The organism is Streptomyces sp. NPDC053079 (assembly GCF_044546695.1).
Lineage (GTDB): Bacteria > Actinomycetota > Actinomycetes > Streptomycetales > Streptomycetaceae > Streptomyces.
In genome coordinates this window covers 619,498-638,763 of the sequence record NZ_JBITZJ010000003.1, presented here as the reverse complement: position 1 = coordinate 638,763, position 19,266 = coordinate 619,498, and the positions used below count along the sequence as shown (strand labels likewise).

15 protein-coding genes are annotated in these 19,266 nt (G+C 72.9%); 9 read left to right on the top strand and 6 right to left on the bottom strand.

Annotated features, from left to right (window positions below):
* The first annotated feature begins 24 nt into the window (after positions 1-24).
* The 3 genes from ACIGXW_RS15075 to ACIGXW_RS15065 are packed head-to-tail and all read left to right on the top strand — an operon-like array spanning position 25 to position 10,003.
* A complete protein-coding gene (locus ACIGXW_RS15075) occupies positions 25-5,982 on the top strand; it encodes an SDR family NAD(P)-dependent oxidoreductase (protein ID WP_399573353.1) in 5,958 nt (1,985 codons plus the stop codon).
* 11 nt (positions 5,983-5,993) lie between these two features.
* Positions 5,994-8,444 (top strand): 3-hydroxyacyl-ACP dehydratase, encoded by a 2,451-nt coding sequence (locus tag ACIGXW_RS15070; RefSeq protein ID WP_399573352.1) that lies wholly within the window; start codon positions 5,994-5,996, stop codon positions 8,442-8,444.
* Positions 8,444-10,003: a PfaD family polyunsaturated fatty acid/polyketide biosynthesis protein gene (locus tag ACIGXW_RS15065; protein ID WP_399573351.1), complete on the top strand. Its 1,560-nt coding sequence runs from the start codon at positions 8,444-8,446 to the stop codon at positions 10,001-10,003. The genes ACIGXW_RS15070 and ACIGXW_RS15065 overlap by 1 nt, the downstream gene beginning before the upstream one ends.
* Before the next feature lie 67 nt (positions 10,004-10,070).
* Here ACIGXW_RS15065 and ACIGXW_RS15060 read toward each other — a convergent pair whose 3' ends face one another.
* Both ACIGXW_RS15060 and ACIGXW_RS15055 read right to left on the bottom strand, forming a co-directional pair.
* Positions 10,071-10,754 (bottom strand): DUF899 domain-containing protein, encoded by a 684-nt coding sequence (locus ACIGXW_RS15060; protein WP_399573350.1) that lies wholly within the window; start codon positions 10,752-10,754, stop codon positions 10,071-10,073.
* Positions 10,755-10,859: 105 nt separating this feature from the next.
* On the bottom strand, positions 10,860-11,456 hold the full coding sequence (locus ACIGXW_RS15055; protein ID WP_399573349.1) for an RDD family protein: 597 nt from the start codon (positions 11,454-11,456) through the stop codon (positions 10,860-10,862).
* A 200-nt stretch (positions 11,457-11,656) separates the two neighbouring features.
* Between ACIGXW_RS15055 and ACIGXW_RS15050 the strand changes: the two genes are divergently transcribed.
* Positions 11,657-12,262 carry a GNAT family N-acetyltransferase gene (locus tag ACIGXW_RS15050; RefSeq protein ID WP_071965580.1) on the top strand — a complete coding sequence of 202 codons (606 nt, stop codon included), beginning with the start codon at positions 11,657-11,659 and terminating at the stop codon, positions 12,260-12,262.
* Positions 12,259-13,302: an alpha/beta hydrolase gene (locus ACIGXW_RS15045; protein WP_399573348.1), complete on the top strand. Its 1,044-nt coding sequence runs from the start codon at positions 12,259-12,261 to the stop codon at positions 13,300-13,302. The genes ACIGXW_RS15050 and ACIGXW_RS15045 overlap by 4 nt, the downstream gene beginning before the upstream one ends.
* A gap of 57 nt (positions 13,303-13,359) precedes the next feature.
* On the opposite strand, the gene def is transcribed toward ACIGXW_RS15045, so the two are convergent.
* Entirely contained in the window at positions 13,360-14,022 is a 663-nt protein-coding gene (def, locus tag ACIGXW_RS15040; RefSeq protein WP_399573347.1) for a peptide deformylase, read from the bottom strand.
* Positions 14,023-14,111: 89 nt separating this feature from the next.
* On the opposite strand from def, the gene ACIGXW_RS15035 reads away from it, so the two are divergent.
* Positions 14,112-14,690, top strand: a complete 579-nt coding sequence (locus ACIGXW_RS15035; RefSeq protein WP_399573346.1) for a helix-turn-helix domain-containing protein — start codon at positions 14,112-14,114, stop codon at positions 14,688-14,690.
* 60 nt (positions 14,691-14,750) lie between these two features.
* On the opposite strand, the gene ACIGXW_RS15030 is transcribed toward ACIGXW_RS15035, so the two are convergent.
* Positions 14,751-15,437, bottom strand: coding sequence for a transglycosylase SLT domain-containing protein (locus tag ACIGXW_RS15030; RefSeq protein ID WP_399573345.1), 687 nt, complete (start codon positions 15,435-15,437; stop codon positions 14,751-14,753).
* A gap of 390 nt (positions 15,438-15,827) precedes the next feature.
* On the opposite strand from ACIGXW_RS15030, the gene ACIGXW_RS15025 reads away from it, so the two are divergent.
* The gene (locus tag ACIGXW_RS15025) at positions 15,828-16,334 is read left to right on the top strand and encodes an EF-hand domain-containing protein (RefSeq protein ID WP_399573344.1); all 507 of its coding nucleotides are present in this window, start codon (positions 15,828-15,830) and stop codon (positions 16,332-16,334) included.
* An 18-nt stretch (positions 16,335-16,352) separates the two neighbouring features.
* On the opposite strand, the gene ACIGXW_RS15020 is transcribed toward ACIGXW_RS15025, so the two are convergent.
* On the bottom strand, positions 16,353-17,057 hold the full coding sequence (locus ACIGXW_RS15020) for a DUF4232 domain-containing protein (protein WP_399573343.1): 705 nt from the start codon (positions 17,055-17,057) through the stop codon (positions 16,353-16,355).
* Between the two features lie 179 nt (positions 17,058-17,236).
* On the opposite strand from ACIGXW_RS15020, the gene ACIGXW_RS15015 reads away from it, so the two are divergent.
* A complete protein-coding gene (locus tag ACIGXW_RS15015; protein ID WP_399573342.1) occupies positions 17,237-17,947 on the top strand; it encodes a haloacid dehalogenase type II in 711 nt (236 codons plus the stop codon).
* A 57-nt stretch (positions 17,948-18,004) separates the two neighbouring features.
* Here ACIGXW_RS15015 and ACIGXW_RS15010 read toward each other — a convergent pair whose 3' ends face one another.
* The gene (locus tag ACIGXW_RS15010; protein WP_399573341.1) at positions 18,005-18,286 is read right to left on the bottom strand and encodes a hypothetical protein; all 282 of its coding nucleotides are present in this window, start codon (positions 18,284-18,286) and stop codon (positions 18,005-18,007) included.
* Positions 18,287-18,430: 144 nt separating this feature from the next.
* Between ACIGXW_RS15010 and ACIGXW_RS15005 the strand changes: the two genes are divergently transcribed.
* Positions 18,431-19,186, top strand: coding sequence for a dienelactone hydrolase family protein (locus tag ACIGXW_RS15005; RefSeq protein ID WP_399573340.1), 756 nt, complete (start codon positions 18,431-18,433; stop codon positions 19,184-19,186).
* Positions 19,187-19,266: the final 80 nt, after the last annotated feature.

Below are 19,266 nucleotides of genomic sequence, written 5' to 3'. Positions count from 1 at the left end.
GGGGGGCAGAGGGGGGCTCGTGTGATGCCGCAGGAACTCGACCGTCGCCTTTCCCGGGACCCGGTGGCCATCGTGGGGCTGGCCGGGATGTTTCCCAAGGCCCGTGACGTCCGCGCGTTCTGGGACAACATCGTGGCGGGTCGCGATTGCACCGAGGAGGTTCCCCCCGCCTGGTGGGAGCTGGAGGACTACTACGACCCCGACCCCTTCGCCCCGGACAAGACCTACGGTCGGCGCGGTGGCTTCCTCACTCCGGTGAGGTTCGACCCGATGGAGTTCGGCATGCCGCCGAAGACCCTCGATTCCACCGGGCTCGTCCAGTTGCTGAGTCTCGTCGTGGCGCGCGAGGTGCTGCGCGACGGCGCGCACGGCCGTGACGGCTGGTACGACCCGCACCGTACGGGCGTGGTGCTGGGCGTGTGCGGCACCAACACCACCCTCATGCCGCTCGCGGCCCGGCTGCTCGCACCCCTCCTGGTCAAGGCGATGCGGGCCCGCGGCAGCGCCGAGGAGGAGGCGCGGCAGGCCGCGCGCGACTACCTGCGGGAGCTTCCGCCGTGGACGGAGGACTCGTTCCCCGGGATCCTGGGGAACGTCGTCTCCGGGCGGGTCGCCAACCGCCTGGACCTGCGGGCGGCCAACCACACCGTGGACGCGGCGTGCGCCAGTTCGCTGGCGGCCGTGCGGGCCGCGGTCGACGAGCTGATCTGCCGCCGCGCCGACCTGGTGATCACCGGCGGGTGCGACGCGGACAACTCCATCGTGTCGTTCATGTGCTTCAGCAAGACGCCGGCGTTGTCCTTCAGCGGTCGGGTGCGTCCCTTCGACGCCGAGGCCGACGGCACGCTGATCGGCGAGGGCATCGGGATGCTGGCGCTCAAGAGGCTGGCCGACGCCGAGCGCGACGGGGACCGCGTCTACGCGGTGCTGCGCGGACTCGGAAGTTCGAGCGACGGCGTGGCCAAGAGCATCTACGCGCCCAGCAAGGAAGGCCAGTTGACGGCGCTCCGGCGTGCGTACGACGACGCCGGGTGCCCGCCGGACTCGGTGGAGCTGGTGGAGGCGCACGGCACGGGCACCCCCACCGGCGACGAGGTGGAGGTCACAGCGCTCAACGAGCTCATGGGCGTGCCCGGCGACAGCCGGCACGTGGCCGTGGGCAGCATCAAATCGCAGGTGGGCCACACGAAGGCGGCGGCGGGTGCGGCAGGGCTGATCAAGGCGGCGCTGGCCCTGCACCACAAGGTGCTGCCGCCCACCGTCAATGTGTCGTCACCCGCGCCGGCCGTCACCGCGGACGGCGCCGTCTACGTCAACACCACTGCCCGGCCGTGGGTGCGCGACCCAGGCCGCCCGGTGCGGCGCGCGGGCGTGTCCGCCTTCGGGTTCGGCGGGGTGAACTACCACGCCGTGCTGGAGGAACACCACGCTGGCATGGCGCAGGAGCGGGCGGCGCACCTCGTGCCCCGGGCCTGTCTGTGGCACGCCCCGGACCCCGGGGAGCTGCGCTCGCTCCTCGAAGCCGGCGCGGAGCCTGCCGAGGGCGGCCACGTGCCCCCGGAGCACGCCCGGCTGGGGTTCGTCGCGGCGGACGAGGAGCACCGGGCGTGCCTGCTGGCCGCCGCGATCGACAGGCTCCGCACGTGCGGAGCGGAGGAGGAGTCGTGGCGGCTTCCCGAGGGCGTGCACTACCGCCGTACGGCGCTGCCGGCCGGTACGAAGGTGGCGGCGCTGTTCACGGGGCAGGGCAACCAGTACCCGGAGATGGGGCTGCGGGCGCTGCTGGCCGTTCCGCCCCTGCGGGCGGCCTTCGACGAGGCCAATGCCCTGTCCCCGCCCGGGGACACGATGGCCCGGACGGTGTTCCCGCCCCCGGGCGACAAGGACACCGCCCGCGCGGCCCGCGAGCGGCTGAACCGTACCTCCTATGCCCAGCCGGCCATCGGGGCCCTGGCGGCCGGGCAGTACCGGTTCCTGCGGGAGCTGGGGTTCGCCCCGGACGGCGTTCTGGGGCACAGCTTCGGTGAGCTGACGGCACTGTGGGCGGCCGGAGTGCTGGGCGACGACGCGTTCCTGTCCCTGGCACGGGCCCGGGGGCGGGCGATGGAGGAACGGCCGGAGGTGGGATCGGACCCCGGGGCGATGGCCGTCGTCCGGGCCGCGGACGGGACGGTCGCCGACCTTCTGGCAGCCCACCCGGAGTTGTCGGTGTGCAATCGGAACGCCCCCGACGAGCAGGTCGTGGGCGGTCGCACCGATGCCGTCGAGCGCTTCGTGACCCACTGCCTGCGGGAGGGCGTACCGGCGAAGCGGCTGCCGGTCGCCGCCGCGTTCCACACCCCGCTCGTCGGGCACGCGGCCCGTCCGTTCGCCGAGGCCTGCGCGCGGGTGGACTTCGCGGCTCCCCAGGTGCCCGTCCACGCCGGTGCGGCTGGCGCGGCCTATGGGCGCGGAGCGGACGCCGACCGGCGCACCCTGGTGGAACAGCTGCTGAGGCCGGTGGACTTCGCGGAGGCTCTGCGGCGGATGCGGGCCGACGGCTTCGGCGTCTTCGTCGAGTTCGGCCCGGGCAGCACGCTGACCCGCCTGGTGGAGCGCACGCTCGACGCCGACGCGGTGGTGGCGGTCCCCTGCGACCGGGGCGAAGGCGGTCCCGACGGCGCCGCCGTGCTGAAGGAGGCGGCCCTGCGCCTGGCGGTGCTGGGACTGCCGGTGGCCGGCATCAACCGGTACGACGCCCCGGCGCCGGACGAGCGGCCGGCCCCGTCGGCGGTGGCCCGGGTGCTGGAGGGGCCGAACTTCGCGCTCCGGGCCCGCGAGGAGCGGTTCCGGCAGCGGGAGGGCCGGCTCGGCGGGCCCGCGAGCGGGCCGCTCCTGCCCATCGCCGACGGCGTGCCGGCCCCCGCAGGGGCCGCCCCGGACCCGCTGGCCCGGGCCGCCGCCGACCATCTCGCCGCCCACGTCCGCTACCTCGACGGGCAGTTGGCGACCCAGCGGGAGCTGGTGGAGCTGCTGCGCTCCCGGACGAGCGGCGGCCAGGGCCCCGACGCGGCCCTGGCCGCGACGGTGGGCGCGATCACCGAGCACAGCCTGGCCGTGGGCGAGGCCCATACCCGGGCGGGCGAGGTGGTCGCCGAGCTGCTGGGCGGACCGGGCGCGGCGCCGACGGCATCCCCCGCACCGCCGGTGACGGGCGGCAGGGCCGTTCCCCCGCCCGGCTCCGGTGCCGTACCGCCCCCCGCCGCGGACGCCATGGAGCGGGCGCCCGCCGTCGACGGGACGCCCGGTACCGGCCCGCAGGAGGACGACCGGTCGGCCCTGGCCGCGTTGATGGCCGATGACAGGACGCTCCACGGGCCCGTCCGGGACATCTCGGACATCGATCCGGTGGAGGTGGAGCAGGTCCTCCGCCAGATCGTCGCGGACAAGACCGGCTACGACGTCGGCATGCTGGAACCGGACATGTACATCCAGGAGGACCTGGGCATCGACTCCCTCAAGCAGGTGGAGATCGGTGCCGAGGTGTGGCGCCGGTACCCGGTGATCAAACGCGAAGAGCTCTTCCGCTTCAGCGAGGCCCGTACGGTCGGCGACCTGAGCACGATGCTCAAGGAGTTGTTCACCTCCCCGCGGTCCGGCCTGCGGCACACCGGCGGTGTGCCCCTCGGCCAGGCGTACGTCTCGTTGCGGACCCTGCCGCCCGTGGACGTCCTCACCGGTGTCCATGACGAGCAGCCGTGCGCCCTGATGCTCGACGACGGCGGCGAGCTGTGCGCCGCCCTCGGGCGGGCGCTGGCCGGCCGCGGCTGGAGCGTGCGGCGTCTGACCACGCCCGGCGTGCCCGCCGACGGCCGGGACGCCCATCCGCTGGACGGCTGGTCGGACGGCGAGCTGCGCGACCGTGTCGCCGAGGCCCTCGGCGAGGTCTCCCGCATCGACCTGTGCCTGCTGCCGCTGAGCCGGTCGCGCATCACCAACGCCGACGAGGCGGTCAACCGGCTGACGCACGGGCTGCTGTTCGCCAAGCGCGCGAGGGCGGTGCTGCTGGAGGCCGCCCGGACGGGCCGCAGGGCGGCGTTCGTCACGGTGACGCAGCTCGACGGGGCCCTGGGGTACGCGGGCTCCGGCGCAGAGCCCGTGGCCGCACTCGCCGGAGGTATGGCGGGCCTGGTCAAGTCCGTCGCGCTGGAGTCGTCCCCGGTCTTCTGCCGTGCGCTCGACCTCGCCCCGGACATGGCACCGGACGCGGTGGGCGAGGCGCTGCTGGAGGAGATCGCGGACGTGGCCACCGATGTGCTGGAGGTGGGCCGGGACGGGAGGCACCGGCGCACTCCGGCCCTGTCGGACGGCCCGCAGCGGCTCCTGCCGCACGCCCCCGGCGGCCCGCCCGGCCTCACCGAGGACGACACCCTTCTCGTCACGGGCGGCGCGAGCGGCATCACGGCGTGGTGCCTGGAGGCCCTGACGGAGGACCACCGGTGCGGGTACGTGCTCATGGGCCGGCGGCCGGGCACGGACGACGGCGTCCGGCAGACGCTGGAGACGCTGCGCTCGCGCGGCGTCCGGGCCGACTACGTCAGCGCCGACGTCCGGGACGCGGCCGCCGTACGGGCGGCGCTGGAGCCGCACACGGGGCGCATCACGGGGGTGCTGCACGCGGCCGGTGTGCTCGGCGACCGGCCGCTCGCCGAGATGACGGCCGAGTCCGCGGCCCCCGTGATCGGGGCGAAGCTCTCCGGCCTGCAGCACGTGCTCGACGCCGTCGGCCCCGAACGGCTGCGGCATCTGGTGGTGTTCGCCTCCGTGGCGGGGCTGTGGGGCAACGTACGGCAGGCCGACTACGCCCTCGCCAACGAGGCCATGGTCCGCCACGCCTGCGCGGCGCAGGCGGCGTACCCGGCCCTGCGGGCGACCCCCGTCGTCTGGGGGCCGTGGGAGGGCGGCATGGCCGAGGGCGTGCACCGGCTGTTCACCGAGGCTGGCGTACCCGTGCTCTCGCGCGCGGCCGGCACGGCCTATTTCCGTGGCCTGATGGGGCCGGAACACCCGTCGGGCGAGGTCACCGTGGTGGGTCCCGTGGCGCCGTGGCTGTGCCGGAAGGACGACCTGCCCCCCGAGGGGCTGACCGCCGTGCGCTCGCTCACCGGCCTGGAGGACGAGCCGATGCTGCGCGACCACAGCGTGGCCGGCCATCCCCTGGTGCCGATGACCGCCCTCCTCGGAGGAGTCCTGCACACCCTGGAGCGTGCCCGGGGCGGCGGCCCTCCGGCCGTACGGTGCCTGGACCTCCGCATCGTCCGGGGCCTGTACCTCGACGGCCACCACCCGCGGGCCGTGTGCTTCCGCCTCGTGCCGGACGAGCAGGCCGACGCCGTCCGGGCGCGGATGCACAACGCGGACGGAACCGGCGGCCAGACGCACTTCGAGGCGCTCGTGGTGTGCGCCGACGAGCCCGGCGAAGCACCGCGCCTCACCCTTCCCCGGTACGAGCCCACCGGCACCCCGCACCCCTGCTACACGGAGCGGACCATCTTCCACGGACCGTCCCTGGCCGGGCTGTGGGACGTACTCGAGGAGGACGCGGAGCGGCTCGTGCTGTCCGCGCGGCTGCGCGACCCTGCGTTCGCCTCCGGGGCGTACGCCGGACAGCTGTTCAGCCCCGCGCTCTCCGACCTCCTGCTGCAGGGAGCCGCACTGGTCACCCACCGGCTCAAGGGCAGCGGCGGCATCCCCGTGAGCGCCGAGCGCGTCGACCTTTACGCGCCCCTGCCCGACGACGAACCGTTCGTGGTCGTCGCCGAGGCTGACAGGACGTCCGTGCTGGACACGTACTGCACCGTCACCGCGTGCGAGCCCGGCGGCCGGGTCCTGCAGAAGTGGACCGGGCTGCGGATGCTGGACGTGAACGACGTCCAGGCGATCCGCCTGCTCACGACCTACGTCTCCTCCCACGCGGCGTCCGGCCGTACCGGCACCGGGTGAGGGCGGCCGCCATGGACGAACTCCGCTTCGAGGGCACGCCCGTGGGCCACGTGCCCGGTCCCACCGCCGCCGGACCGGCCGCACCCCCGGACACCGGCGCGCCGGTGTCCGGACCGGCCGCGCGGGACCGCGGCCATGTCACGGACCCGGACGCCCTGGCCGTACGCATGGCTCAGCAGGTGCAGCGGGCGCACGCTGCCGTCGTGGAGGCCCACCGTGCGATCAGCGCCTGGCAGGTGCGGCGCCTGGTCTCTCCCGCGCCGTACGCCGCGCCACCGGAGGCGGCACCGCCCCCGGCCGTACCCCAGCGCTCCGCGCCGCCGCCACGGGTCCCCGGCAGCGCGGCAGCCAGCCACGCCCTGAGCAGCCTGAAGGCGCAGTGGTCGGCCCACGCGGCGGTCACCGCCCCGAGCCGGGAACACGCGCACCCCGACCGCACCGCCCTCCTCGCCCCGTCGCCCTCCGACTGGTCCCGCCTCGGCGGACCGGGCGTCGTCATGCGCGCGGCGGCGGTACGGCTTCGCGAGGCCGGGCCCCTGACGCCCGGGCACATGGAGGTCACATGGCACGGCCTGCCGCCCTCCGGGCCGGTGCCCCTGCGCACGTCGTACTCCGCCACCGGAACCGGCGGCCCGGACCACTGCGACGTGCGCGACGGGGACGGCCGCACGCTCCTGACCGTGTCCGCCGGTACGACGGGCGGCGGGCCCGCCCGGCCCGCCGTACCGCGCCACCCGCGGGAGTTCAAGCCGCCGGCCCGTACGTCCGTCGGCCGGCTGTCGGCCCACGACCTCGACGCGCTGGCCCGCGGCGAGGTGGCGGCGGTCCTCGGCAGTGCCTTCGGCCAGCAGCACGTGGCGCCGGAGCTCCGGCCCGAACCGTGGCCCGAGCGGCTGCTGGAGGAGGTGGGCGGGATCGCGCCGCGCGGCGGGCACTGGGGGCAAGGACTGCTGACCGCCACCACCCTGCCGGCCGGCGACGGGGACGCCTGGCCCTTCCTGCTGGGGGCCGTGACCGAGGCGCTGCGGGTGTACCTCTTCCACCGGGGCGTCCATCTGTGCCTGCCGGGAGCGCACGCGGTCCCCCTGCCGGGCGGCACGGCCCACGTGGAGCTGCTCGGCCCGTTCGGCGGGCCGCTGGGACTGCGGGCGGAGATCAGCGGCACGGGCTGGATCCCGCGCCCCTTCGTCACCGCCGACGCGGAGGTCACGTCCGCGGACGGAGAGGTGGTGGCCCGGCTGCGGGACGTGGGCGTGGCGCTCTACGGCAGGCCCGAGCTCGACCCCCGGCTCCACATCGACGACGCGGGCATCCGACTGACCTCCGGCGGCGGCCCGGCGTACTCCAGCGAACTGCACATGGCGCACGCGTCCGAGGGGGACGTGGCGCAGCTGGCCGCCGCGAGCGGGACGTACGACGCCTCACTGTGCCCGGTACGCCCCCGCCTGCCCCGGGGCGACTTCCTGATGATCGACCGTGGAGTGGAGGTGGCGCAGGGGACGGCAGCGGACCGGACCGGCGCGTGCGGGATCACCGAGTACGACATGCCCCCCGCCCCGTGGTACTGCCGGGAGAACGGGACGCGGTCCGTACCGGCGCTGGCGCTGATGGAGATCTCGCTGCAGCCGGCGGGCCTGCTGAGCGCCCTTGCCCTGGGGGTGGCGCTCCAGCACCCCGACGAGCCCTACGTCTGCCGCAACCTCAACGGCACGGCGACGCTGCTGCGCGACGCCGACCCCCGCGGCACGACCGTCACCCAGCGCATCACCGTCCTGTCGGTCACCGACCTGCCCGGCGCGACACTGCACCGCTACCGCTTCGAACTGAGCACCGGCGGCGAGGTGTTCTACGGGGGCGAGGCGCTGCACGGCTACCTCACCCAGGGGGTGCTGGACCTCCAGCAAGGCATGGACAACGGCCGGTGCGTCCCGCCGTGGCTGGACCGGCAGGGACCGCCGCCGGCCGGGCTGCGCCGGCTGGACGCACAGGGCGACGCCCGGCTGGGCACCGGACGGCTGGCACTGCTGGAGGACCTGGTGCTGGTGCCCGGCGGCGGCGAACACAAGGCGGGGTACGTGCTGTGCACCAAACCGGTGCGCCCGGACGACTGGTACTTCGACCACCACTTCTTCCGTGACCCGGTGATGCCGGGCTCGGCCGGCGTACAGATGCTGTTCCAGGCGGTGCACGCGTTCGCGCTGCACACCGGGCTCGTCGACGACCTGCCGGACCCTGAGCTCGGGCTGGTCACCGGGGAGCGGCTGAGCTGGAACTACGGCGCGCAGATCCTGCGCGAGCACCAGCAGGTCCGCGGCGAGGTGCACATCCGCAAGGTGACCCGGAAGCGGGACCGGCTGCTGATCCGCGCGGACGGCAGCGTATGGCGCGACGACCTGCGGATCTACCACGTGCGGAACATCGTCCTCGGAAACCGGCCGACGGACCGCGAGGGCGGTGACTGATGGACCGCGCGACCGCCGTGCACAGCGATCCGGAGGGCGTGTACCGGGTGCTGTCGTCGCTGGAGGTGCCCTGCCACCTGGTGCACAGCGGGGGAGCGGTGGGCATGTGCCATGTGCCGCCGCGGGGAGCCGAGGTGCTGGCCACCGCGGGGGCGATGCCGCCCGAGCGGCTCGGCTCTCCAGACTTCCCGCGCCGGCACGGCGTGCGGCTGCCGTACATGGCGGGGGCCATGGCCGGCGGCATCGCCGGTACGCGCCTGGTGGCCGCCCTGTCCCGGGCCGGCGCCCTCGCGGCGTTCGGCGCGGCGGGACTGCCGGAGACACGGATCGACACGGCGCTGGGCGAGCTGGCGCGGGAGCTGGGCGACGGGCCGTACGCGTGCAACCTTATCCACAGCCCCGTCGCGCCGCACCTCGAACGGATCGTGGTGGACCTGTGCCTGCGGCACCGGGTGCGGTGCGTGGAGGCGTCGGCGTTCGTCCAGCTCACGCCGGAGCTGGTGCGCTACCGCCTCACCGGGCTGCGGCGCGAGGGGACGGGCGGGGTGCGCGCGGAGCACCGCGTCATCGGCAAGGTGTCCCGGGAGGAGACGGCGGAGATGTTCCTGCGGCCGGCGCCGCAGGCGCTGGTCCGCGCGCTCCGGGAGCAGGGGCGGGTGACCGCCGAGCAGGCGGAGCTGGCCCGCGGGGTGCCGATGGCCGACGCCGTCACGGTCGAGTCCGACTCGGGCGGCCACACGGACCGCAGGCCGCTGGCCGTGCTGCTGCCCGCGCTGGCCCGGGTGCGGGCGCGGGTCGCGCGGGAGTACGGCGACGGGCTGCCGCCGGTGCACCTGGGGGCGGCCGGCGGCATCGGCTCGCCGCACGCGGTGGCGGGGGCCTTCGCGCTGGGCGCCGACTATGTGGTCACCGGCTCGGTGAACCAGGCCACGGTGGAGGCGGACACCTCGGCGGCGGTCAAGCGGCTGCTGGCGGAGGCGGGGATCGCCGACTGTGTCATGGCGCCGGCCGCCGACATGTTCGAACAGGGCATCCAGGTGCAGGTGTTGGGGCGAGGCACGATGTTTCCCGCCCGAGCCGGCCTTCTGTACCGCCTCTACCACGAGCACGGCGGCCTCGACGAGTTGCCGGACGCCGAGCGGCGGCGCCTGGAGGAGCGCGTGCTGCGCCGGTCGCTGGACCGGACGTGGGAGGAGACGGCCGCCTACCTGAAGGAGCACCATCCGGACTGGCTGGCCCGGGCCGAGCGCGATCCGAAACACCGTATGGCCATGGTGTTCCGCTGGTACCTCGGCATGACCTCCCGGTGGGCCGTCACAGGAGCACCGGACCGCGCGGGGGACTGGCAGATCTGGTGCGGCCCGGCGATGGGGGCGTTCAACCTCTGGACCGCCGGCACGGCCCTGGCGGCACCCGCCGGCCGCGGGGTCGCGGTGGTGGCGGGGCACCTGATGCGCGGCGCCGCCTACCAGACGCGGGCCGGCCACCTGCGGGCCACCGGCGTCCGGATTCCGGCGGCCGGCAGCGAGTACCGCCTTCCCGCGGCACCCGTCGGCTGAGAGAGACGGCTCCGTCCTGCTGGTTCGCTCAACTCCGGCGTCGGGGGCCTCGGCGGGTCCGGTCCACTCACTCGTGCGCAGGTTCGGCGTCGCCGTATTCGTCGTGCCAGTTCCACCATTCGTAGGGCGGCGTCTTGGGGTAGCCCTCGGGCGAGTCCTCCCAGGTCTCCTGCCGCCCGAGTGCCGTCATGTCGAGGTAGCTCCAGGTGCTCCCCAGCGCCTCGTCGCCGCGGGCGTTGATGAAGTAGGTGCGGAACACGCGGTCGCCGTCGCGGATGAAGGCGTTTGTGCCGTGCCACTCGTCCACACCGAAGTCGGCGTCGAAGTCGTCGGTGATCGTGTACCAGGGCATCGTCCAGCCCATCCGCGCCTTCACGCGCCCGATCTCCGGCTGCGGCGCGCGCGAGGCGAAGACGAGCGTGGTGTCGCGGGCGTTGAGATGGGCGAGGTGCCCGACGTGATCGGCCACCATGGAGCAGCCGCTGCAGGCGTGGTCGGGCCAGCCGGACACGCCGGGCTCGAAGAAGGCACGGTAGACGATCAGCTGACGGCGCCCGCCGAACAGGTCGAGCAGACTCGCTCTGCCCTCGGGCCCGTCGAACTCGTACTCCTTCTCCACCGCCGTCCACGGCATCCGCCGGCGCTTGGCGGCCAGCGCGTCACGGGCGCGGGTCAGCTGCTTCTCCTCCACCAGCAGTTGCCGGTGGGCGGCCTCCCACTCCTGCGGCGAAACGATCGGGGGTGTCTTCATGATGACGTCCGCCTTCCGACTCGGTCCGCTCAGCGGGACCCGGTTCCAGGGTCGGGCGTCACCGCCCCGCGCGCACGCCGATGCCCACAGAATCGAACGTGCGACCTAATGTGTGCGGTTGCGCAGATCCTTGCTGTAGACGTACCGCAGGCCGCACCCGTCCTCGTACGGGTCGCCGTCAGAGCCGAGCCATCCCCATATCGGCTGCATCGGGAGCCAGGTCAGGCCGAGGAGCCAGCGGCCCACGGCCTGCCAGAAGCGCGGCCGTCCCGCGTCCGCTTCGCGGACCACCCGTGTCGCCAGGAGGAACTTGCCCACGGTGGTCCGGAAGATCACCGCCCCCAGCACGTGGTGGACGAAGGACACCCCGAAGACGCACGCCACGACGTAGATCCAGTAGTTGTCGGCGGTCTTGTCCGCAAGCTGGAGCGCCAGGCCGCAGCCGCCGAAGAGCGTGATCGCACCGTCGACCGTGGCGAAGAGCATGCGGCGGACGTCGCCGACCTCCTCCGGGACGGCGGGGGGCGACGGAGGCTGCTGCGGGTGCGGATGCGGGTACTGCTGCGGGTGCTGCTGCGCGTACGGGTGTGCGTACGGGTGTGGCTGTGCCTGTGGGTGTGCATAGGGCTGTGCGTACGGATGCGGGGGCTGGGGAGCGTACGGCTGGTGCGGAGGTGGCTGATGGGGCTGCTGTTGGATCACGGGGCGCCATCTTGCCTTACGTGAGACGTGCCGGCGGTCGCGGTCAGGGGAGCTGAGCCGTGATCACCGTCACCGTGCAGAGCAGGGCCCGCCTCGTCGACGAAACGGATGATCAGCCACCGATTTGCCCTCGTGAGCGAGTCCAAGGTGGATCAGGCCCCCTTGTACGCTGAGCCGCATCTCTTGGAAGGACAAGTCTCATGCCCGACAAGCCCTTGCGTGAAGAAGACGGGCTCACGTCCCGGACCGTCCTCGCCTCACGGGAGGGTCTCGTGCTCGCTGAGCCGCTGGCCGCGGACGAAGAGATCCTCGCTTCCCGAGGAGACGGCGCGTTCGACGTCGACAGGGACACCGATGCCGGGCCGCTGCCCATCAGCACCCCGATCGAGCGCGCCTGCATACTCGACGGTGCGACGGGAGAACTGCTCGGCAGTGCCAGCTGGCACGCGGTCAGTTACGGTCCCGCCGTGTCATGCCTGGCGTGGAACATCGGTCTCGGGTTGCTGCCGTCCGCCCGCGGGCGCGGCATCGGCGGCACGGCCGCCCGTCTGCTCGCCGAGCACCTCTTCGCCACGACCGAGGTGTTCCGGGTGGAACTCTCCACCGACGTCACGAACGTGGCCGCGCAGCAGGCGGCGCAACGCGCCGGCTTCCACCGGGAAGGCGTCATCCGCGGCGCCCAACTGCGCGATGGACTCCGCCGGGACCTCGTCGGCTACAGCCTTCTGCGCAGTGACCTGCAGCCGAGCCGTTCCGGTGAGGACGCCGGGCGGTATCCCGTCGTCCGGCCGGGGGGTGGGGCATGAGTGTCCGCCGCGCGCCGTCGGAGTCCGGCCGCGTCCCGACGCCGAAGGCCGCGCCCCCCTTCGACCCCGAACTGGGCGCCGTGCTCGCGGGCTTGGGCAAGGGGTCGAGGGAGCCGATCACCCCGGACAATCTCGAGGCCCGGCAGGAGCGGGATGCCGCGGCCCGGCCCAGGCCGACTGCCGAGGATCTTCGCGCCGACGGCCGTTTCGAGGTGACGGAGATCTGTGTGCCGGGACCGCCCGGCGGACCGGACGTCACACTCGTGAGCGCGCGGCCGTCCGGGCTCACCGGACCGCTGCCCCTGCTGTATTACATGCACGGCGGCGCAATGATCATGGGCAACGCGTGGTCCGTGCTTCCGCGGATTCTTCGCGAGTGGGCCCTCCCGCTGGGGCTGGCCGTCATCTCGGTCGAGTACCGATTGGCACCGCGGGTGCAGTTCCCCGAGCCGCTGGAGGACTGCTACGCCGGGCTCGTCTGGGCGGCCGAGCACGCGGCCGAACTGGACATCGACGCGGACCGCATCATCATCGGAGGCAAAAGCGCCGGCGGCGGGCTCGCCGCGGCCCTCGCCCTGCTGGCCCGTGACCGCGGCGGTCCCGGGGCACTGGGACAACTGCTGCTCTGCCCGATGCTCGACGACCGCGCCACATTTTCCGGTGATCAGATGTCGGGCCTCGACGTGTGGGACGTCACCTCCAGCGCGACGGCGTGGAAGGCGCTGCTGGGTGACCGCTACGGTGCCGCGGACCTACCGCCATACGCGGCCCCCGCCCGCGCCACGGACCTTTCCGGACTTCCCCCGGCCTATGTCGACGTCGGGTCGGCCGACATGTTGCGGGACGAGGACGTGGCCTACGCGAACGCGATCTGGCAGGCAGGCGGCCAGGCCGAATTGCATGTGTGGCCCGGCGCCTACCACGGCTTCGACAGCATGGCACCGCGGGCGGCCCTCAGCCAGGACGCCCGCGACGCCCGTACCCGCTGGCTCCAGCGCCTCCTCGCGCAGGCCGCCACGGGGCACCGTCCTGCTGGATGAGCGGGTCCTGTTCGCCCGGGGTTCACCACGGCTCTGCGGCCGGTGCCGCCGAGCGGCTCACCGGCCCAGGCGGGCGGCCTTGACCTCGCGTCGCGCGAAGACGTCCTCACGACGGTCCGCCATCTGCCGCAGCGCGTCCTTGCGGTCCCGCTTGGACAGCCGGTCGAGATAGGTGTGACCGAAGAGATGGTCGGTTTCGTGCTGCAGGCACCGCGCGAAGTAACCCGTTCCTTCGATGACAACGGAGTTGCCGTCCTTGTCGAGCCCGCGGACGACGGCACGATCAGTACGGGGGACCGTCATGGTGGCACCGGGCACGGAGAGGCAGCCCTCGAATTCGTCGATGAGCCGGCGGCTTCCCGGATCGGGCAGGTCCAGGACAGGGTTGATGACATGACCGACGTGCCGGATCCCGTCGTCGTTCGGGCAGTCGTATACGAACAGCCGTAGGTCGACGCCTACCTGGTTGGCCGCCAGGCCGGCGCCGTCCGCCACGTGCATCGTCAGGAACATGTCGTCGATCAACGCCGACAACTCGGGAGAGCCGAATTCGGTCACCTCCTGGCACGGACGGCTCAGGACCTCCTCGCCGACCACCGTGACCCGCCGCACCGAACCCCGTGCCACCTCCGGTGGCAGAGCGGGATACGAGTCGACGGGTTGGCCTTGCACACGGACCCGCCGGTCCATGGGACGGGACGGCTCGTGACGAACAGGCATCGCTGTCTCCCCTTCTGCGTACGCCGCGTACGCCGTGGCTGAGCAAGATCGTCTTGCCAAGGCCTTTGCAAAGTAGCAGACTTTGCAAAGTGACTGAAGATGATCTCAGGTCCCAGCCCGACCGGAACCGGCACACCGGCGACGAACTGCGAGAGCATGAGGTCCGCACGGCCCTGCTGAGCCTGTTGGCCGAGGTCGGCACCGCCACGGCGACCGAAGCCGCCGCCCGGCTGGGCTACAGCTCCGGGCTCTGCTCGTTCCACCTTCGGCAGCTCGCGCGCCACGGGCACATCGAGGAAGCCCCTCACCGCGGGGGCCGCGCACGCCCCTGGCGCCTGCGGCAGCACAACCCCACCGCCGGTGCACCCGGGGAGGACGAGTTCGGTGACTTGGCCCGAGGGCTGGAGGACGAGAGCTGGCAGCGGTGGCTCGCCCGACGCGATCAGGCGCCGGGCGAATGGCGCCATGACGAGGCCTTCAGCGCTGTCGCCTACCTGACACCCGAAGAGATGACCCGGGTCGCGGACGCCGTCCGACGGGCGCTCGCCCCCTACCAGGACCGCGAACAACGCCCCCTGGCCCGGCCCGACGACGCCCGACCGGTCGCCCTCATCACCAGGCTGTTCCCCTTGCTTCCCCACGGGCAGGACGAGGCGGGCCAGGCCTGAGAACGCCAAGGGCGCCCTCATCCGAGGGCGCCCTTGGCGATATAGCAGCTACAGCTTGTGTCAGTACGCGGAGTTGACGTTGTCCATGGAGCCGTACTTGTCGGCGGCATAGTTGCAGGACGCGGTGATGTTGGCGACCGGGTCCCAGATGTCCCAGGACGTGCCCTCGACGTGGTAGGCCTTGAACGTCGGGTCGATGATCTGCAGCAGACCCTTCGACGGCACACCGTTCACGGCGTTGACGTCCCAGTCGTTGATCGCACGCGGGTTGCCCGTGGACTCACGCATGACGTTGCGCTTGATGCCCTCGTACGAGGCCGGGATGCCCTTGGAACGCAGGACGTCCAGGGACTCCGTGATCCAGCCGTCCAGGTTGTCGGCGTACTTCTTCGGCGCCGGAGCGGCCGGCTTCGCAGCGGGCTTCATCGGCTTACGGGCCTCGGAACGGCTCGCGCGCTCCTGGTCGGCCTTCGCCTCGGCCTTGACCTCGGCCTTCGCGACAGCGTCCGCGGCAGCGGCCTTGGCCTGCGCGGCCGCGGCGTCCGCGTACTGGGTCAGCTCGGCGCTCTGCGTCTCACCGAAGGACTCGGCGCTCCAGGCCACGGGCTTGACCGTCGTCGTCTCGGCGGCGTGGGCGTTCGGGACGACCGCGAGCGCCACGGCGGCGGAGGCGGTGGCGACGATGCCGGCGGCGGAGAACTTGTGGACCTTGGTCAGACGGGTATAGCCGGAGATGGTGGAGCGCATAACTGAGCTGAACCTCTTCCAGTAGGGGACGTCGCAGTGGCCCGTGCGGCGCATAAGAGAAGCGCCGCGTCTCGAACGACGGCGCCGTGCGACCCCGTAATTGTTAGCGGCGGGGAAAACCGCTGGCAATTGTGTGACCTACTATCCGTTTGCATTCCGGCGTGCTCGATCAACGGGTAATCCATGCAATAGGGGGGCCGGATATCACTAAGCGATTTCGTATGTGATCCGCGCCCCATGGCCGGCCTCACAGCGGGCACCCCGGATCGTCACGCAGTGTGCGCGGACGTAAGCGGTCGGTCGACCCCTCGGCGGCGGTGTTCACCCGTCAGGGCGAACACCGCCGGGGCTCGCCGGACCGTGGGCCCGGGGGTGGCACCCTCTCGGAACATGACCGACATCATCAAGAACGCCGAGCTCGTGCCCGCCCAGGAATTCCAGCGCATGGACGCGGACGGCGACGGAGCCGTCGACCTGACCGACTTCCTGCGGGCGCCGCACCGGCTCCTGGCCGAGCTCGGCATCCCGGAGGAGTCGGACAAGGGGCGGGCGCTCCTCGACGCCAACAGGACCCAGTGGACGTTCCTGCTGTCCCTCGGCGACGCCGACGGTGACGGGATCCTTACGGTCGGTGAGTACGTGGCCGCCCGTACGTCGCCCGGATTCCGTTCGGCGGACCGCCCCGGCAAGGGGGAGGTGTGCCGGACCCTGTTCGACGTGCTCGACCGCGACGACGACGGCTCACTCGACCGTGACGAGTTCCTCCGGGCCGGCGACTTCCTGGGCATGTCGGCCGCCGACGCCGGGGCGTACTTCGACGAACTCGACACCGACGGCAGCGGACGCATCAGCCCCAAGGAGTTCCTTAAGGCGGTGAAGCGCTTCTACACCAGCTGAGCTGCACCAGCTGAGCCCTCAGGCGGCCGGGCGCCAGGGGCCGACCGCCAGCTTCCCCGTGCTGCCGAGGTCCACACCGCCGTCCGGCGTGAGCCGCTGCCACGTACCGCCGGGGGCGGGGGCCACGTTCAGGTGCGTACCGTGCAGCGGGGGCCGGCTGGTGTCGTCGTAGGTGTTGCGCCACAACACCACCGCTTCGGCCGCCTGGCCCGGCCGCAGTGTCACCGGGCGCGGTACGGAGTCGTCGACGCCGCTGCTGGCGACGGCCGCGAGGCCGTGGTGGACGGCTACGTCGAGTGCCTGTCCCCGCTCGTCCAGGACGCGGACGTCCGGGTAGCCGTTGACCGTGCGGGAAGTGCTGCCGCAGTTCACCAACCGCACCTCGAACGAACGCAGGCCCATGGCGCCGTCCACGGCCCCGGCCGTCACCCGCAGGCCCTCCTCGGCGCAGTCGGACGGAACCGAGGTCGGCGCGGAGGGAGCGTGAGAGCCGGTGCTGGGCCTGGTCGGCGGACTGGGCGAGTAGGGGCGGAACGATTCGGGAGACAGCCGGTCGGGCCTGACGACGTGATCCGGTACGGGAGACGCGGGCGCGGGTGCCGCCCTGGCGGTGGGGCCCGCGTCGGACGGCGCACCGCATCCGGTGAGCGCGACGCCGCAGACCGCGAGCGCCAGGCCGATGGGGCGGCGCGTCGTGGACCCCTTCACACCCGTCCGTTTCATCGGGCGATCGTCTCATGCCGCCCCCCACGCTCCCTTCAACGGTGCCTCGCCTCAAGGGAACTCACGTAGCGGCTGTCGCCACCGCGCCGCGGCGCTACGGCCCGTTACGGCATGATCGTGACGGACGAAAGCGTCGGATCGCGACGCGAACGGAAGAGCTGAAGGATGAGGTGTGGCGCATGGATGTCGACGCCGCTGTGTTCGATGTCTTCGGGACGATGACCGACTGGCGCTCCAGCGTGAGCGAGGAGCTGGCCGACATAGCCGGCCGGGCCGGGTTACGCGCCGACTGGCCCGCCGTCACGGACGCCTGGCGGCACCGTTACCGCCCGTTCCTGCACAAGGTCCTGGCCGGGGACCTGCCCTGGCGGCCGCTGGACGAGCTGCACCGGCTCGCGCTCGACGACGTGCTGACCGAACACGGACTCGGCGCCCTCGGCGAGGCCGATCGGGACGAGCTGGTGCGGGCCTGGCACCGCCTGCGCCCCTGGCCGGACGCCGCCCCCGGCCTGGAGATTCTCCACGGTTCACGCATCGTCACCGCGACCCTCTCCAACGGGGGAGTCGGCCTGCTCACCCGCCTCACCAAACAGGCCGGGCTCCGCTTCGACTGCGTCCTGTCGGCCGAGCTGGCCACGTCCTACAAGCCCGACCCGCGCGTCTACCTCATGGCCGCCGAGCTGCTGGAGGTCGAGCCGCGACGGCTCCTCATGGTGGCCTGCCACCCCGATGACCTCGAGGCGGCGGCCAAGGCCGGGCTCCGCACCGCCTACGTCCCGCGCCCGCGGGAGTGGGGTCCGGACGCCGCCCCGGTCGAACCGCCCGTCGACGTCGACCTCATCGCCGACGACATCGTCGACCTGGCCCGCGCCCTGGCGGGAACGCCGTGACCGCCTGGCCGGGGCACGGGCCGCACGCATCGGGGCTGCCGCGATATGGGCAGGCCGTCAGGTCTCGTCCTCCATCGCGGCGTCGCAGGTGCTGCAGACCCGGTCGGCGTATTCCGGGGCGTACCACGAGGAGCCGGGGTGCTCCGCCGGTTTCCACGGGGCCGTCTCCATGGCGAAGGTGTCCTTGCCGCAGTACGTCCGTGGACCCAGCGCCGAGGAGCCCGGGGCGGTGGGTGCCGCATGCACCCGGCGGACGACCGGGGCCGCATCGCCGCCGGACGCTCTGCCGACCGCGGCCGGCGCCCTGTCGAGCTCGTACACCACGACGATCTTCATCATGTGTCCGACGGTAGACCGCCGTGCGGGAAATCGCCGTGCGCGAGTACGCCGAGTGCAACTGCGCCGGGGAGGGAAGCCGGGCTCCACCGCCTCGCGCTAGCGTGGCGAACGTCAACAGAACGGATCAAGAGAGAGCGGTGCCCAATGCCCAGCATGACGCTTGACGTTCCCACCCCGGACGGTACGGCCGACGCCTTCCTCGCCGTCCCCGACGGCGGCGGCAGCCACCCCGGCGTCCTCCTCTACATGGACGCCATAGGGCTGCGGCCCATGCTGCGCGAGATGGCGGAGCAGCTGTCGGCGCACGGCTACTGCGTCCTCGTCCCCAACGTCTTCTACCGCACCGGACGCGCGCCCGTGGTCGAGCTCCCGGACCTGACGGACCCGGAGAACCGCAAGGCCTTCATCGCCCGCATCATGCCGCTGCTGCACGAGCACACCCCGCAGCGCGCCCTCTCCGACGCCCAGGCCTACCTGGACTTCCTGGCGGCGCGGCCCGAGGTCCGCCCCGGTCCGATCGGTGCCGTCGGGTACTGCATGGGGGCGGCGCTGGCCCTGCGGACCGCGGCGGCCCACCCCGGGCAGGTGGCCGCCGTCGCCGGCTTCCACCCCGGCCCCCTGGCCACGGACGCGCCCGACAGCCCGCACCTGCTCGCCCCCAAGGTGAGCGCGGAGGTCCACTTCGGGATCGCCGAACACGACGAAGCGATGCCGCCCGAGGCGGTCGCCCGGCTGAGCGCGGCCCTGGACGAGGCCGGAGTGCGCAACAGCTGCGAGGTGTACCCGGACACCGTGCACGGCTTCACCATGGCCGACACGTCGGCCTTCAACCAGGCCGGGCTCGACCGGCATTGGGGCCGCCTGCTGACCCTCTTCACGCGGACCCTCAACGTCGGCTGAGACCCGCCTTCGCCGGTCGCTCACCGATGACCGGGGGATTCAGGACCCGGCCGCTGGAACAACCGTGCTGCGCCTGATCG